A 16,478-nucleotide genomic window follows, 5' to 3' on the forward strand; every position below is an offset into this window, starting at 1 on the left:
GTGGCTGTATTTCAACAATTGTTACGATTGAGGCACCAACGTGCGTTTTGGTTAACAGTTAGCTTATTTGCGATTGTAATGTTCAGCAATTTACTGAACCTATTTCAGGCAAGTAATGCTTTTTTATACCAAGCACTTGAGCCATTAGGTCAAACACAGCAAACTAATATCGTATTAGTCAACAGTGATAATTTGAGCAATAATCACCAGCAGCTGGTAAGTAAACTTCATGATTATAAACCAAAAGCGATTATTGTCTTAGCCGATGAACCTTTGCAGCCCTTACCGATAGACAATGTATTCTATCCGTACTCAAACAAAAGCTATTGTGTCCCTCATGTAATTGCTTGGGCAACCTATCAGATTCAAATTCCTTCTCAAGAGGGTTTGAATTGCATAAGTATTTGGCAAGAAATATTTGATTATGAAAATAATCAAATAGCCTTGATTGACTTTAAGCTCGCCGTGGCCGCTTTACCAAAATTTAGTGCTCAAAGAGTGCTTAACTTTGATGTTATGAGTGAACAATTAGAAAATAAAGTCATCATTGTGGGTCAAAAAGCTTCCTCATTTAACGTGCAAATACACGCGCCAAAACTTAACGGCTTACATGACCCACTATTACTCACGGCTTACATGGCTGACAGTATTGATAAGAACACTGTAGTATCACTGCTAAAACCAACCTACTCTATTGTTATTGAATTAATTTTAGTGTTGGTTCTGCTTTTTAGTTTTCAGAAACTATCACTCTTTTACTCATTTTTTATTGCCTTCATGAGTATTTTTGTCTGGTGCACAATTGGTTATTTTTTCGTTGAATCAATGCAGATTTATATCCCAATAGGCCAGTACATTATACTTACCTTTATCACCCTTCTCTGGATCCTAATTGTCCGCAAAGTAACAGAGGATGCAGAGCTTAATGTTGTGGTAAATAATATCCAACAAAAGATGATGGGACGCTTCATACCACAAAGCTTTATAGATCAAGCTTCGCCTTGGGACCCTATTATTCAATTAATTAGTCAACAATTAGACTTAGAGAAATCAATTTTCCTTGCTCGCAAAGAAGATGATCACCGAGTTGTAGAAATTCGTGCAATGAATTGTAATTTAGATGACATACAAGAAATGCGCAGAGATTATCAACGAACGCCCTACAGTAATGCGTTAAAGTCATTGGGGATAGTGCAAATAACTCGACCTTTTTTTAAGCATGTTAGTGCGAATGAAATTGAATTTATGGTACCGCTTGTTTATGCCGGTGATGTACGCGGTTTCTGGGCACTTTCAGTGATCCCAAATACGCAGTTCAATCAACAAGCCTTTGAAAAGAATGTTAATAGATTTGCTGCTCAAGTCGCTGAATTGCTATTCCATTACCATATTTTTAAAGCCACTGAGAGAAAAAATAAAACTCTAATTAACCAACTACTTAACTTGAGACTGCATGAGCCTACGAGCCAGCGAGTTAAGCGCTCTATTGATGAAATGGAGCAAAAAATGACAACTTTAGAAATGGTATTCAGCCACACTCGTTCTGCTAATATTTTGTTTAACTTATTTGGCCAAGTTATTCAGACGAATGCCGCATTAGAGCAATTTGCAAAACAACATCAAATTGCTGTCTTTGAGATGACTGCATTAGATCTATTATGCCGCTGTTGCAAACTGGATACTGAGGTTGCCAAGGGCAAACTTCGTTATGTGACGTTAAACAAAGCTGAGATAAGTTTACCTGCCAAACTTAATAACCGAAACTATACGCTAAGTATTAAAGCACTGAACACCGACAGTTCGCAAACTGCCTCAGGCGAACCATTTCAAGTCTCAGGTATCTTATTTGAATTTATTGATAACCATGCTGTCATAGACGAGCAAGAAGCCACTAAAGAGGACCAAAGTTAATGGACTTTGTACTCGCGCTTTTTCCTGCAGGCACAGGCTTAGGCCAGTCTGTTATTACTACCGTATGGGTAGGTACTGCGGTCGTCTGCTTGTTAAATTTGCGTTTTGGTTTCCCTCTGACGGGGCTTGTTGTACCAGGCTACCTAGTCCCTTTACTGATTATTAGCCCAACCTCAGCTGCGGTTATTATTATCGAGGCAATCGTTGTTTATGCATTAATGCGCTTTAGTGCTCATTATATGATGGAAAAGTTTGGCTATGGAGAAATGTTTGGGCGGGATCGCTTTTTCGCCATAATCTTGCTTAGTATTCTTGTGCGTGTCTGCATGGACACATTGTTTTGGCCTTTAATTGCCGCTCAGTTAAGCCAATGGGATATTACTTTTGATTATGCATCTCAGCTTTATTCTTTAGGCCTTATTATTATCGCACTAACAGCGAACGTGATGTGGAACGGAGGGTTTAAGTACGGGCTTAAAGTAACTTTCATTCAATTACTTATCACTTTCTTGCTAGTTCGTTTTGTCTTAATGCCTTTTACTAATTTTAGTATTGCTAATTTGGGCATTATGTACGAAGCCGTTGCCGCTTCAATCATCGCGGCACCAAAAGCATATATCATACTAGTCATCACTGCATTTATTGCTTCCAGAGCAAATATAAAGTACGGCTGGGAGTTCAATGGAATAATGCTACCGGCATTACTTGCACTGCAATTAACTCAGCCTTCAAAGCTTTTAACTTCTTTTATAGAAACGGCCGTTATTTTAATAATTGGTAGCTCATTGGTGCATTTTACTCGGCTAAGACATGCGAACATTGAGGGTGCCAGACTATTAATGTTCTTCTTCACTATAGGCTTTGTCTATAAGTTAATACTGAATTATGTCGTTGTTTGGTATTTTCCTACGCTCAAAGTGACAGACACATTTGCATTTGGCTACATGCTTGCAACTCTACTGGCACTAAAAATATATCAAAAGAATGCGCTTGGATTAGTAATCAGAGCAACATTTCAAACTTCGGTAATTGGCGGCATTTTCGCTATTACTGTAGGTTTCTTAGTGATGTTAGTGCCCTCTTTGCTGTCTAATCAGGATGTACATTCAGATATCGACAATCCACATGTCATCACCTTAAATCAACAAGTAAGCCAATATAAGAGCTACTTATACACAACTCGGACAGATAAAGTAACAGTCAGTAGTTATAAAGCTAATCAAGCAATTAATGATTTCAAGTATGCTGTTTACCAGTTAAATCAAGCACTTGAGAACAAGCAATCCATAGCAAAGTTTGGTTATTTATTTAGCGAGCTGGGTTTTTCGCTTGAAAGTGATGAGCAATATGTTTACTTAGTAGATACCTACGAAAGTCAGCAAAGAGGGCTATTTATTTTTAATAAAACGCCAAAGTCTCCTTTGTTGATAACTATTCCCTATCCAATTACAGAAAGTCTAGCGAGTGACTCTGCAAGCTTGATTTTTCAACATATGAATAATAAAGCAATGTTATTTGGCACTGCTAAAACGCCACAAAAGACGATTGCAACGGAAGATCAACAAAGCTTTTATTATCAAGCTTTCATTGACGCACTACAAAGTGACGAAATCTTACAAATTCGAGAAGCTAATCGCTTCACGGCAGCACTAGTTGAAAAGCCTTCTAATAAATTCGACAGCCAATATTGGATATATAACCAACTACCAACTTCAATTAGACAAAGAGACATTCACCAATTTATAGGCAGTGAGGCAACTTATTTTGGTGCAGCAACACAAAGCAGTTTGCCAACAGCGAATTACTCGGGCTCTATGCTTGAACTATTTTTAGATAGTGCTAACTATACTAATATTTTGGCTAACTTTTATCGCGATAACTATAAGTACAATACCCCCCAAATTAGTGTTATCAATGAAGAAATAAATACTATTGTTGAAGAGTTTGCTTATCAAATTAGTAAAAAAGGTAGTTTTGAGTATCAACCTCTATCAGAAAGCCAAATAGCGCTGTGGGAGTATGAAGTTTTAAAGCCACTCTATAAATTAATTACACAGATAGGTAATGCCCCACTGACAGAAGACAAGCTTAATCAGTTAAAGCAAATCAATGGCACAACCGAACTACTTAACTATCAATTGCAACTAATCAACAATAGCAGTGGTCGATATCTATTGTTAAGCCCACTTAAAAATAATGAAGCACGCTCACAAGGACAAGGGCTTTACGCTTTTAAATTGACTGCTCATGAAGCTATCACACTCAGTGTACCAAGGCCTTTATTTGAAAGTAATACGCTGAGTTTTGCAGCTGAATTATTCTCCGAGGCAAACACTGCCAATTTATTAATTGCGGGGGCTCACCCTTATGCGCACCCTAAAGCTAATGTACTTGGGGCTGATAATATTGACTCTTTATTTAATGTTATTCATCAAAGCTATTTGCGCTTTACAGCTAATCAGCCTAGTTTACACATTCAAATCCGCAGCCATAGCGCGCCGTCATGGGTACGCCCAAATGCAATTGCATTCTCAGCTACGCGCATCAGCGATGTGGCCTCGCCACTAATGAAACAAATCGACGGAAAACTGAATAACTTAGGGGTTGAATATCAAGTAGTATCAGGACAAAAATCAACGCGAGGTCTTGAAATAGGCAGCTCACCTCAATCAGGATACCAACAATTTAATAGCAATAGTGAGCTGGCAACATTATGGCTGGCATCAGACTTTAAAGAACAATTTTCAATCGACCAAAACAGCGTATTGCAACGATTATTGGCAATATCTACCAATACAAAGGTAAAAACTATAAATCTGGCTACCTTGTCGCCACTAAACTGGCAAGCAATCTCGACTAAAGAAAAGCAACGAATTCAAACTCTCGTTAAAAACTATATAGCTCATCAGCGTTTAACATCATTAAGCGGTTTCTGCGAGCAAATTAAAGACTGCTCTTTACACACCATTAAGCTGGAAAATGCAGACAAGTACGCGCTTATGATTAAGTACAATAACGATATTGTGGCAATCTACAATCCAACCAATAACCAGCTTATTGATCTGAGCTTATTTAATAGCATTATGGCTGGAGGCGCATATGTACTTAATTAAACGCCTACTTGCTATTTTAGCAATCACAATTGCTTTAGTGGCACTTTTTTATTTCTCACGAAACATAATGGTATGGATCGACTCCGCTGAACCCATTGATGCGCGTACTAGTCAAGAAACACGTTCAAATGTACAGTGGCTTAGTAGTCAAAAGCCACTACAGTTTACGTTTTCAAATCAACGTACTCACTCACTACGCATTTTATCAAATGCCGTGTTTGATCAGTCAGTCGTACTTGACCAACCGGTTAATTATGCAATTAAATACGTGCTATATGATCAAGAAGGAGATGTCATTTTAGACAAGGTTTACCATCATGCATCTAAATTGGTTACAAACTCGCAAGAGCAACAAGTAAAACAAATAATTGAAAACAAACAATCATTGAACGTCGCATCTGGTCAATCTTTTTATTTACCTATTAAAGATTACCCTAATGCTGCGAGTCTTGATCTAACGCTTATCCCTGAACAAACTAACCTACAGGGTGTAGTTGTAAGGGTCCACGCTAAAACTCCTGAGCAAAGTATTGATCCGCTTAACAGCTGGCTTAAGCGTCCTTTAGAAAGACGCAGACGCGCAACTGATTACCTGACAATGGGAGAAAATACTTTAACTGATGGAGAGATTAGAAATGCGATGGCATTCTGGTGGCAAAAAATTGCACCACAGGGAATTCCTGACATAGATTTTAAATCAGACATATTGTATGAAAGTTTACCCTACAATGTAGTCACATATGACTTTAGTGAACAGCAACATGATCTAGGCTCTTATTTCACGAAACCGGGTCTTTGCGCGAGTATTCGCTTAGAGGAAACCGATAGCCTGATATTCAAAACAGACAAACAAGGGCTGCTTCCTTCTTTAATTTGGTATGACAAACTACAGTTTTCCCCTCCTTTACCTGTAAACTTTAGTGCAATAGACGAAGCTAATAGTAATCAAACTGAACCTCTTAATCCGGGCTTAGTCACAATCTGCAGCGAAGATAATTTATTAACGCAATGGCGAACATTATCTGGTAATGCAATCTTAACTAGTTACTCAGGCAGTTACTTGGCTAACAGCCAATCCTCTGTCAGTTTTGATATTGAATCGCAAAGCCATTTAAATATTGAAGTTCGAGCTCTTGAGACAAGCCAACTAAATGTCACCTTGTTTGATGAAAGTAACGAGCAAATCGAGAGCTATTCTGTGACATTGAAAGGACAAGCTTCAGAGTTTGATCGTTTGATTGCCGAAAACACGCAACGTCAAGATGTTGGTATGTTAGTAACTTACTATTTGCGCTCGCCAAAGAATGCAAGGCGAGTCGAAGTCAAGGCAGATAAAGATGTCTATGTTCGTCTGAAATCCCGCTTTGCTGATTTTAACTACCAAAGAACCTTAACTCACGGCTTGGTGACAGAATCAACTACAAACTTTCATGATATCGCTGCGTGGTATGAACTGCGCGCCAATAATCATTATGAACTTACATTGATGGGGCACTTTTCGAATATTCGGACTTTCACGCCACCAGCAGAGTTAGATCCACAAGTCACATACTATCAATCTAGGGAACTATTTGATCAGCTACCAATTTCAAATGTAGCACTGACACTAAGCCCCAATAAGTACTATTTACCTAAACAACCCGCTCAGGTTTTTAACTACGGTATTTATAATAAGAATAATTATCCGCCGTATATTAACTCTGAAGATAACAGCCTAATTTATCGTTTAAAGGGTAATAGTGCTAAAGAAGCTAATATGGCGGATTTATCTGTTTCACAACTACAGCAAATCCAAGACAGTTCTCGCTCAATGTATCAAAATTGGTATGGTAATCGGCCTTGGGTTAAACAACGCCTGTACCAACTAAATAAAAAGACTCCTCTAACACTCAGATTTGATAAGTATCAGCGCCCTATTAGTCTTGTTTTCAAAGTTGCTAAATCAAATAATAAGGCTCCCGTTGAACTTAGTGTCAAACAAAGAGCAAAATACAAGTCAGGACTCACAAGCGAATACAGTATTAAAAAGCAAAAATATCAGCTTTATCCATCTGAACTAATTAATGCTTTTTTGATTCACCCAAAGAATAGCCGACTGAATAGCTATCCAAGTGTCACGCACTTAGTGTCAAGTGATATAGATACTTTACACTCAATAACAATCGAGTCATCAGAAACAATCTGGCTGTCTATTCTCGATGAATACCCTGCTCAAGAGCAAAAAGTAAGGTGGTGGAATAATGAAAATTAATGCTATGTTACTGGTTTTTTGCACTTTTATGGCGGCATGCAGTGCCGAGGAAACTAGCTTGCATGATTTAACAGAAGATTTTCATGCTTGGCTATTAAAACCGAACACTGAACTAACACACTTCAATTACAAGGATGGTGTTTTTAAAGCAAAAAAAACAATTACCTCCGGTGGCGAGATTCATTATAAGAAGACTGGTAATAACTGTATTGCTTATGCACCTCATCGCTATTTTGATAAACACACGCTAAAAATAGCCAAGGCAGTGTTTGCTGAATGTCAGGTGTTACTCACAAATTCAAAACATAGAAATACCCTTGATCAAAGTAATAATAAACTCGATTTTGGCAAATACAAAGTTAGTAGTGCGAATGCATTTATTCTTGCCTATGCTAAGACTGTAGAATCTTTTTCTATTTATCAGGTACATGGGTTTGCAAAGGAAAAGCGAAAAACTTTACAAGGGCGTAATGCAGATATCATTGTTAGCAATGGCTCTAAAACACCGTCAAAAGCAACTGTAAAAATATCTGAATGTTTAAATAATCAAGTAGGCTCTAATGTTATGCTATTTGGTCGTGATGTTTTTGAGCTCGGAGGGACAAAAAATATACTTACCGACATGGCGCCTGTTAATAGCCAGTTTTTTCATATCGAGTTAAGCCGTCAAATGCGTGAGCGTTTAATAACTAATAGCCAACTTTTAAAGCAGTTTAGCCAATGCCTTATATCATAATAGCCTTAGTCACTTTTACATTATTCAGCATCAACATGGTGTATGCTGCTAAGCCTGAGCATGCGGTTCTTGAGCCCCCTATTTGGTTACAAACCACGCCAAAACTGGCCCCTTTAACGTCTACTCAAGAGTTGCAATTTGATGCCAAGCAGCATCAGTATTTATGGCTACCAGAAGGCCATTGGCTTGAGATAAATCCCGATTTATTAAATCAATTTATTATCAGCGCCGGAAACACACAATACATTCAGCAGCGTTTACAAGTTCATCGGGATCTACTTTGTAATTCGAAACGATGCCAGCTTCCGGCAACAGGCCATAATCGTATAATTGCCATTCAGAATCACCTTGACGAAAGCGCTAGCTTTAGGGCTCTTGTCGGTCACTATCAAGCAAAAAGAGATAGTTTTCGACGTGCACTCAAACTAGCAAAACCATCTGTTTTATTGACCACACAGCAAGGCAATGAGCGTTATTATCAACTGCATAAAGATGAAGAAGTTACGCTGTTTTTTCCTGCAGCAAAAAAATTAAAGCTATCTGTTAGGCAGAATATGCAACTTCCTGATCGAAACGGTGTTGTGTACGCCTATGTTGATAACGTTTTAACAGCAAAAGTGAATACGATTAATAGTCTCGCTGTTGAATATTCAGATAAGAATGTTGGTTTAGTTAACTCAGATTATTTGGCTATCGACGCAGGCCAATACCTAACCATTAAAAGCGCAACAAATTCACTGGTTAAAATAGAGCAAAGCCACCGCGCAATTTATGATGATGGTGCAGCCGCAAAAGAGCAAGAAAAGCAACTAATGCCATATTGGCTAAATACTGCCAATGATCATTTAAAATCAATTTACCAAGAGCACTCGTTGGGGCCGTTAAGTAACACTGTTTTTTCTGAAAATGACCCGCTTAACGTAAAGCGATACTATAATTTGCTTTCGATGATGAGCATCGATTCACAACTTGTTGGCAGCTATCGAAACCAATTGCCTGTAGAAAGTAAAAGTGAAACCATCACCGAGCTTGCTGAGCTGCGTTTAGTCGATCATCATTTTTACCCTCGTATCAATCATCAGACTAGACATTTAACAGCTCTGTCTCAATCTGCACAAGTGTTTGACTTAACGGTAAAAGAACGAGCTACGCCTTGGCTTACCCTAATTGCAAAAAGTAACAATGACACACAATTAAAATTCACCGCAGGTGAGCAAAGCTGGCTAGTTAACCTGAAAGCGACAGAACACTTTCAAACATTAACACTCTCTGTGCCTTTAAAAGAAAAGTCACTTTCTATACAAGCACTTAAAAACACAGCGGAACATATTGATTTTGCACTATACGCAAGAACTCTAGCTGATATCCCCATGGATGAAGTACTCTACCAGCAGCCGAACAAGTTAAGTGCAAAGAGCCCTACCACAGAGCTGATTATTAAAAACTACTTGCACAAGCAGCATGCGGACTATTTAGCTTCAATTGAACCTTATACACCCGCACAGCAGCAATTAAACATAACAGATTGGGAACAGTTGCTAATGACTGCTAATGATTTAGCAGAATCTGCGCCATTGGATGCCCTTCGCTTTTTGAAAAAGCTAAGCCAGCATAGTAACCATCAAGTTGCGGAAAAAGCATGGCAAGCAAGAATTGATATTTTGAGGCAGCAAAAACAATTCCATTTAGCAAATAGCTATCTAGAAGGTTTATACAAAAGTGCAAAACAGGCTCAATTGCAGCATTTTGCAAGTTTAGAGTTGATTAAAATTTACCAAGAGCAGCATCAAGACTACAAGCTATTTGCCTTGTGCGCTGGTAATTTATCGTCAATTTCCAATTGTAGAAAAATCTTGATCAGGCTTGCTGTTAAACAGCAAAAAAATCGTTTAGCGACGTGGCTAGCTCATCAGTCTGATCAGCAAAACATCGCAGAACCAAGTTTCGCAGCACTAAATTTTCAAAGTTTGGTTTCAAATACTAAACAAAATGACCCTTTATACCACTTAGTAACAGCAGAGCAAGCTGGACTTATTGATGGACAAGGCAAAGTACAAAATACCGTGCTAAGTGATAAGAAACCGTGGAAATTTACTGCTACACACCCTATTCATTTAGCGATCAAAGCTCGGGTAGCTGCGAAACAAAATGGTGAATATCAAACGGCTTGGCTAAAAGCCGATAGCCAATATCAGCATAAATTGATGCCAATTTTTAGTGATATTCCAGCAAATATTCAGTTTATAGATAATCAGCAACTAGCATCTATATCGGCAACCTTAATTATAAGCTTGCAAGTCGGAGAAACTCTGACTTTGAGCGCTGATCATCTGACATATCTTGATGTAAGCCTGCTCCCTAATGATTTAGTTTCTCAATTTGACTACCAGTCTGATGCTGCCAATAACCTGACTGCAATAGACTTTATGTCATTAGTTTATTCACCTACCGCATCACAGTATGACTTATTAATTAATGGCTTATACCAATTAAGCAAAAGGCGTTTAAACGACAATCAATACACTCAGCTACTGCAACGTCTAGAGACCTTACCAGCAACAGCTAGATCGACCTTCATTCAGAATAGAATTGAAAGTTTTGGTCAGTGGCAACCTATTGAAAGCATGCTAGATTATGCTGGAACTCGACTATTTAAAATGCAAGCTCCTGCACAAAGTAGCTTTGCTGATCGTTTTACCTTGCTTAACACCCAGTCTGCGTCAGAGCAAGGGTTACAGTTACGACCATTCCATACTTTGCATATTGATCTAGCTCAAACTGCTGGACAACAAATCCGTTTTAAATTTCACTTCTCTACTGCAGAGTTAGCACGAGACAATGTCGCAAATGTTTCACTTCGCCTAGCTAATGAACTGAAAACCTGGTCAGTTTCACAACAACAAAGTGTGCCATTTACTTTTACTAAGCAAGAGCTCGATAACAACATAATCAGTATTAGATGGCTCAACCCTTACCTATCACAATACTTAACAATAGAAGCAGAACAATATCTAGCCGGAAAATGGCAGCACTTAGAGCTACCAACCAAGTTATTATTCTACACGGTAATACCGGACACACCGCTAATAGCAACTTTATCGGCCGACAGGCTAATCAAGTTGGAAGAAATCGACGAACAAAGACGAACAGAACGTCGCTTTTTTCATCCTGCAGGAAAAATCGAAGTTAAAGCTGAAAAGTTGGAATATGTCCGCCTATACAGTTGGCAGTTAAGCGAACATAACAATAAAATTTCTGCTTACTCGCAGACTAAAGCTGCCCTGCCAGAGTTGATCACCTATCAAGCGCCTGAAAAAGTAGAAATCGTTAAGGAGCAAACAGAACTACACGCAGATGAACTCAACTGGCAAGTTTTTGCTCGTTATGATCAACAGCAAATTTTTCAAAGCGCTGAAGATATTCCCACCCGCGAAGAAACTGATATTGGCGCTAGAATTCGGATAAATGATGATAATCAATGGTATCAGTTAGAGGGATATTACTCATTCAGTGATACGCAAACTGATATTATTAATTTAAATGGATATTACTCTTGGGAGGATGAAACAACGCCTTGGTATATTGATAGCCAAATTAATAGTCGCTGGCAAATGAGCCGAGAGCAATTTGATAGTCAATACGCGATTGATGCCAGCATTAGTATTGGCCAAATATGGCGACAAGACTCAGTGCATCGCCATCAATGGCAAATAACTCCTTATGTTCGCTACAGCAGCGCTGATTTAGCTGACTACCTCGCTGATGATAAGCTTAACTCAGGTATTTTTAATTTTTACAGAGAAAATCATTCATCTGGTTGGTTAGGGCTCTACCAATATAGATATCAACCCTGGGTCGATAACTACCTTAACTTTGGTGTTTCTTCCGGTTCTAATGATGATTGGAGCAGCTTGGATTATTTACGTTTTAACTCTAGTTGGAATCAATATTATGAAGGCCATATTTTCCAGGTGGGGCTAGATAGTTATTACCGCTTCGCTGATGAACATCGTGCTACTGCCACATGGCAATATATCTCTCGCTTTGCATGGCAAAAGCAGATTGACTTAGGGGGCTTCTCACAAGGCTGGCTTAAAGTAAGCTGGCAACAAGATTGGGTTTGGAATAACCACAATATTAGTGTTGAGTTTTCATCTGGCAATAACTTGCATACGGGCTTTGCTCCCTATGCACACGATGAAATTATTTTTCCAACACTTCAACTTAACCATTTGTTAGAGCTGAGTGACTATGAGCAGTAAAGTTTTAAAAGAGCGCCTTGAGTCTCTACTATTTGCCGATATAGCCAATTTTTGGTTAGACCTTTATCGCCAAAAGTATAAGCAACTCGTTAACGAATTAAGTGAGTGGGAGCTCATAAAGAACCAGCCAGATGATAATGACGAAGATGATTGGTTGTTACTTCAAGCTATTGCTTTTTTAACTCACAAAATTGATAAGCTGCAAAACCAATTAACCAAACTTGATGGCGATCATCGTCGCTTTGTTGAGCGTTTGAGTCATGCAGAATTAAAAGCCGAGAGGCAATTTCATATCCTTGATTATGCAAAAACATTAGGGGCAAGTGAGTTGCAACTGCAAAAGGATCAAGATGCTTTTCAGCGTTGGTTTGATGAAGGGGCAATGATTAATCGTTACCAAGATAAAACCTCTGAACTTGAGCAATCATTAAAGTTTTTGATAGGAAAGCTCGGTGATTTAACAAACCGTTATTTACGTAATCACCAAAATGACATGGCTCAGTCATGGTTAAGGCTCGATTTAGAAGGCTTCTTTTTAAACCTACTAGAAAAAACAGACAATGAAGCAACACGAAACTCATTATTTAGAGCGTTAGCTAATCAGGTAAATTTGCTTAATGAATATGTCGAAGATCCTGAGTTTAATGCAGATTTAGTTGAAAACTTACTACAGTCATTAGAGAAGCCAACAACACCACACGCAGCAAAAGTCGATATTTTAGAAATACTAATTAATCTTAGACCCACTTTTACTCGCTACTTTATGCGCTCTCATATTGATCTGGACGTTGATAAAAACGGCAAAGTAGATCGCCAGCAGTTATTTTTAATTACTTCATTTGCCAAAATCATCAGCAAACAGTTTTCCTTAAATGAGGCAAACCGTAAACTGATTTTTTTACTTGCTAAACATGCTTACCCTCGTGTTCGTCAAAGTGTTATAGAGCAATGTTCCGTTTTGCCTTGGTCATGTGTAACAGATTTACTCAATGAGCGGATGCAACTTGAAAACAGCCCAGCTGTAAGACTAACATTAATTAAACAGTTATCAGACCCGCGCTTTAGTGAACAGCAATTAGGCTTTAAGTTATGGCAACAACTCCTTGAGGAAACTGATAACTTTGCAGAACAACGTCTATTACTTGAACTCACTCCGAGGATCATGTTTAACCTTCAAGTTGATAATGATAATCATGACTACACTCAAGATATATTTAAAGCGTTTATAAATGTATTAAACCGACAACTTGAAGAAAAAACTAACCTTGCAGTAAAACGTATTATTAGCCGTGTTCGAGAGCAGTTAGTCAGTTTTATGCATCAGCAACAAGTTGCACAATTAGAGGTGAGCTTAAGTTCAGACACATCCATTGACTGTAAAGAAGTAGATGAAGATTTGCTTGGCCGACTACTAAGTAAACAAGCTCAGCATTATGAAGCGTTCAATGTTAACCTGAAGAAAAAGTCATGGCAGGTGCAATTGGGTTATAAGCGTGGCTTTAGAATCTGGCGCTTATGGCATGAATTTAAGAACCCTAGTACCGGAAAAAGACAAAGCTATAACCATTTACAGGCCAGAAAGCCTAGTGCATTTATGCATGTACCAAGTTGTACTGTTGCAGAGATAAGCCAGACAGAAGTACCCGGTGAGCCTCGTTTTGATGAGCATCAATTTAGCTCACGACCACACTTGCCATTACTTGATTTCTTATTAAGTACCTTGTCTCAAGATAATTTAAAAGCGCCAGCTAAATCCTATACCCCTGATGGCATTTTGATAATTTCACCACCAACAAGTTTATTTAAGCGTTTATATGCATACTGTTGGATTTCATTGAACTACGAAAAATTGAATGAGTTACGAAATGGTACTGAAGTAGAACAACAACACTACCTAGAAAACATTCGCAGTAAGGGCTTTACGCTAGACTTCCAACCATATGGAATGTTGTTTGATGTAGCGTTCCCTGTCGAATCAGGTATTGCTAACCTTTATAAAAAGCTCGCAATTACACCCTTTATTTTTAACATTGGGTCAAGCTTTAAAGAGTATGCGTATTCAATTTACCAAAACAGCATTGGTCAGCTAATATTTTTTGTCATTAGCTTTATCGCTTACTTTTGGGCGAGACATATAAAAATCAGCCGTCAGATTCAATCTGACAGAGCACTTATTCCTGTATCTATTGGCGGCTGGGGAACACGTGGGAAATCCGGAACAGAACGCCTTAAAGCGGCCCTTTTTAGCAGCTTAAGTCTAAAAGTAGTAAGTAAAACAACGGGCTGTGAAGCTACGATGATTTATGCAAGGGCAAGTGGTGAGCAGTTTGAAATCCCCTTATTTCGTCCATTCGATAAAGCCAGTATTTGGGAGCAAGGAGATGTTTTGCACTTTGCTAAGAATGTAAAAGCAGACGTATTTTTGTGGGAATGTATGGGGCTCACACCACGTTATGTGCGTATTCTTCGCAACTGGATGAAAGACAATTTCTCAACCATAACAAATGCCTACCCAGACCATGAAGATATACTTGGTCCAACAGGTATCGATGTTGCAAACGAAACCAGTCACTTTATTGGCGAGAATAGCTTAGTATTTACCAGCGAACAAAATATGGCTCCTATTTTAGACGTCAATGCCAAGCAGAAGAACTCAAGTTTGATCCAGGTGCATTGGGCCGATGGCTTGCAAATTACAGACGATATACGTTCTTTATACCCATACCAAGAACATCCAGCTAATATTGCGCTAGTTTGTAAAATGGCACAGCATATTGGCTTAAGTAAAGACTATGTTTACAAAGAAACATCGGCCAGAATCATTCCTGATATTGGTGTTTTACAACATTTTGAAAAAGCTAAAGTGGGTAAAGTAGAACAATCATTTATTAATAGCATGTCAGCAAATGAACGTTTAGCAACGTTAGAGAATTGGCAACGGTTAGGGATCTATGATTTAAATGACAACCCCAAAAAACAGGTTATTGCTTTAATCAATAACCGAAATGACCGTGTGGCTCGCTCAAAAGTGTTTGCAGATATTTTAAGTCACGATTTGCGTTTCGATAAAATAGTTGTAATTGGTACAAACGTTGATGGGTTTTATAGCTACTTTATTAACGCACTCATTGAGCGATTAGATAAAATTATTGCAAATAATGATCTAGAAGAGTTTGATAAACTTTTATCTCAGTTCAACTTTTTAACTGAAGAACAATTAATTGCTCGTTTGAGCGACGCTTACGATCTAACTCTTGCTAATAAGCTCATAAAATTAAACGGCGACTCGCTTAAGAAATCTAATATTAACGCTCTTTTGAAAGATGCTACCGGTAACTCAAATGAGGCCGAAGCATCGGCTATTTTACAAAATCTATTTGTTTATCAACAACGTCAAACATTAGAGTTGCTTAAGCAAGATATCGTTAACAATAGCGAAAAGCTAAAAGAGGTTATTGTAAATACAATAAAATCTAACGTTGTGTTACATGAAAACAGTAGTTTATCTGCTGATGAACTAACGCGGTCAATTGCCCAATTAGGTTTAGTAAATAACCATCAAGTTATTGTTGGTATGCAAAACATTAAAGGCGCTGGCTTGAACTATGTTTACGCTTGGCAGCAGTGGCAGCGAATAAACCATACTCTTGAACATCTATTTGACCAACAATGTACAGCTAAGGAGTTCAGAACAGCACTAACAAACCTCAACATGATTGTTTCCTTCAATAGGTTAGAAGTGGCCACATTAAAACAACATTTGAGCACATTGAAAAAAATGCACTTGGCGCAGAATGAGTTCTGCCAAGCAGAAATCACTAATCTACTTGAAAAACTTGAGGCATATGGTTCTGAAGATAACATTGAGAAACAGCAAGCATTGCCTATTCAATATTTAAATCAAGTGGTTGAGTCATTTCTTGATGCAGGAGCAGCTGTTAAACGTAAGAAAAGAGCAAATCAAATTTATAAAGATATAGCTGATCAGCGAATTACCTTAGAAAAGGCGATAAAAATATTAGGCAAATTAAGCCGCAATCAAAAATCAGGCTGGTTTGCTAACAAATCTAAATCCAATTAACTTTTAACCTAGTATAAAAGCGCAAGGTAATCCAAAAGGATTGTTTTGCGTTTTTTATTATTTTCCCGTCGAAAAATCAGAATTTTCCTACAAACTAAATTATTATTAAAAATCAAATAATTAA

At 38.1% G+C, this 16,478-nt stretch carries 6 protein-coding genes; all 6 read left to right on the forward strand.

Annotation, left to right across the window (positions count from 1 at the left end; all coding sequences use genetic code 11):
- Genes IMPJCBKJ_RS04985 through IMPJCBKJ_RS05010 form a run of 6 tightly spaced genes read left to right on the forward strand, consistent with a single transcriptional unit; the run spans position 1 to position 16,354 of the window.
- The gene (locus tag IMPJCBKJ_RS04985; RefSeq protein ID WP_166339041.1) at positions 1-1,911 is read left to right on the forward strand and encodes a hypothetical protein; all 1,911 of its coding nucleotides are present in this window, start codon (positions 1-3) and stop codon (positions 1,909-1,911) included.
- Positions 1,911-5,024 (forward strand): poly-gamma-glutamate biosynthesis protein PgsC/CapC, encoded by a 3,114-nt coding sequence (locus IMPJCBKJ_RS04990; RefSeq protein WP_166339043.1) that lies wholly within the window; start codon positions 1,911-1,913, stop codon positions 5,022-5,024. The genes IMPJCBKJ_RS04985 and IMPJCBKJ_RS04990 overlap by 1 nt, the downstream gene beginning before the upstream one ends.
- On the forward strand, positions 5,011-7,275 hold the full coding sequence (locus IMPJCBKJ_RS04995) for a hypothetical protein (protein WP_166339045.1): 2,265 nt from the start codon (positions 5,011-5,013) through the stop codon (positions 7,273-7,275). The genes IMPJCBKJ_RS04990 and IMPJCBKJ_RS04995 overlap by 14 nt, the downstream gene beginning before the upstream one ends.
- On the forward strand, positions 7,265-8,011 hold the full coding sequence (locus IMPJCBKJ_RS05000) for a hypothetical protein (protein ID WP_054551773.1): 747 nt from the start codon (positions 7,265-7,267) through the stop codon (positions 8,009-8,011). The genes IMPJCBKJ_RS04995 and IMPJCBKJ_RS05000 overlap by 11 nt, the downstream gene beginning before the upstream one ends.
- A complete protein-coding gene (locus tag IMPJCBKJ_RS05005) occupies positions 7,996-12,273 on the forward strand; it encodes a hypothetical protein (protein ID WP_166339047.1) in 4,278 nt (1,425 codons plus the stop codon). Before IMPJCBKJ_RS05000 ends, IMPJCBKJ_RS05005 begins: the two co-directional genes overlap by 16 nt.
- Positions 12,263-16,354 (forward strand): poly-gamma-glutamate synthase PgsB, encoded by a 4,092-nt coding sequence (locus IMPJCBKJ_RS05010; protein WP_166339049.1) that lies wholly within the window; start codon positions 12,263-12,265, stop codon positions 16,352-16,354. Before IMPJCBKJ_RS05005 ends, IMPJCBKJ_RS05010 begins: the two co-directional genes overlap by 11 nt.
- Positions 16,355-16,478 lie beyond the last annotated feature (124 nt).

The organism is Pseudoalteromonas sp. MB47, from assembly GCF_011319765.1.
GTDB lineage: Bacteria > Pseudomonadota > Gammaproteobacteria > Enterobacterales > Alteromonadaceae > Pseudoalteromonas > Pseudoalteromonas simplex.

What these genes read in the sequence shown, in the direction of transcription:
- IMPJCBKJ_RS04990 (WP_166339043.1), top strand. Translation starts at nt 1,911, where the DNA reads ATGGACTTTGTACTCGCGCTTTTTCCTGCAGGCACAGGCTTAGGCCAG.
- IMPJCBKJ_RS04995 (WP_166339045.1), top strand. Translation starts at nt 5,011, where the DNA reads ATGTACTTAATTAAACGCCTACTTGCTATTTTAGCAATCACAATTGCT.
- IMPJCBKJ_RS05000 (WP_054551773.1), top strand. Translation starts at nt 7,265, where the DNA reads ATGAAAATTAATGCTATGTTACTGGTTTTTTGCACTTTTATGGCGGCA.
- IMPJCBKJ_RS05005 (WP_166339047.1), top strand. Translation starts at nt 7,996, where the DNA reads ATGCCTTATATCATAATAGCCTTAGTCACTTTTACATTATTCAGCATC.
- IMPJCBKJ_RS05010 (WP_166339049.1), top strand. Translation starts at nt 12,263, where the DNA reads ATGAGCAGTAAAGTTTTAAAAGAGCGCCTTGAGTCTCTACTATTTGCC.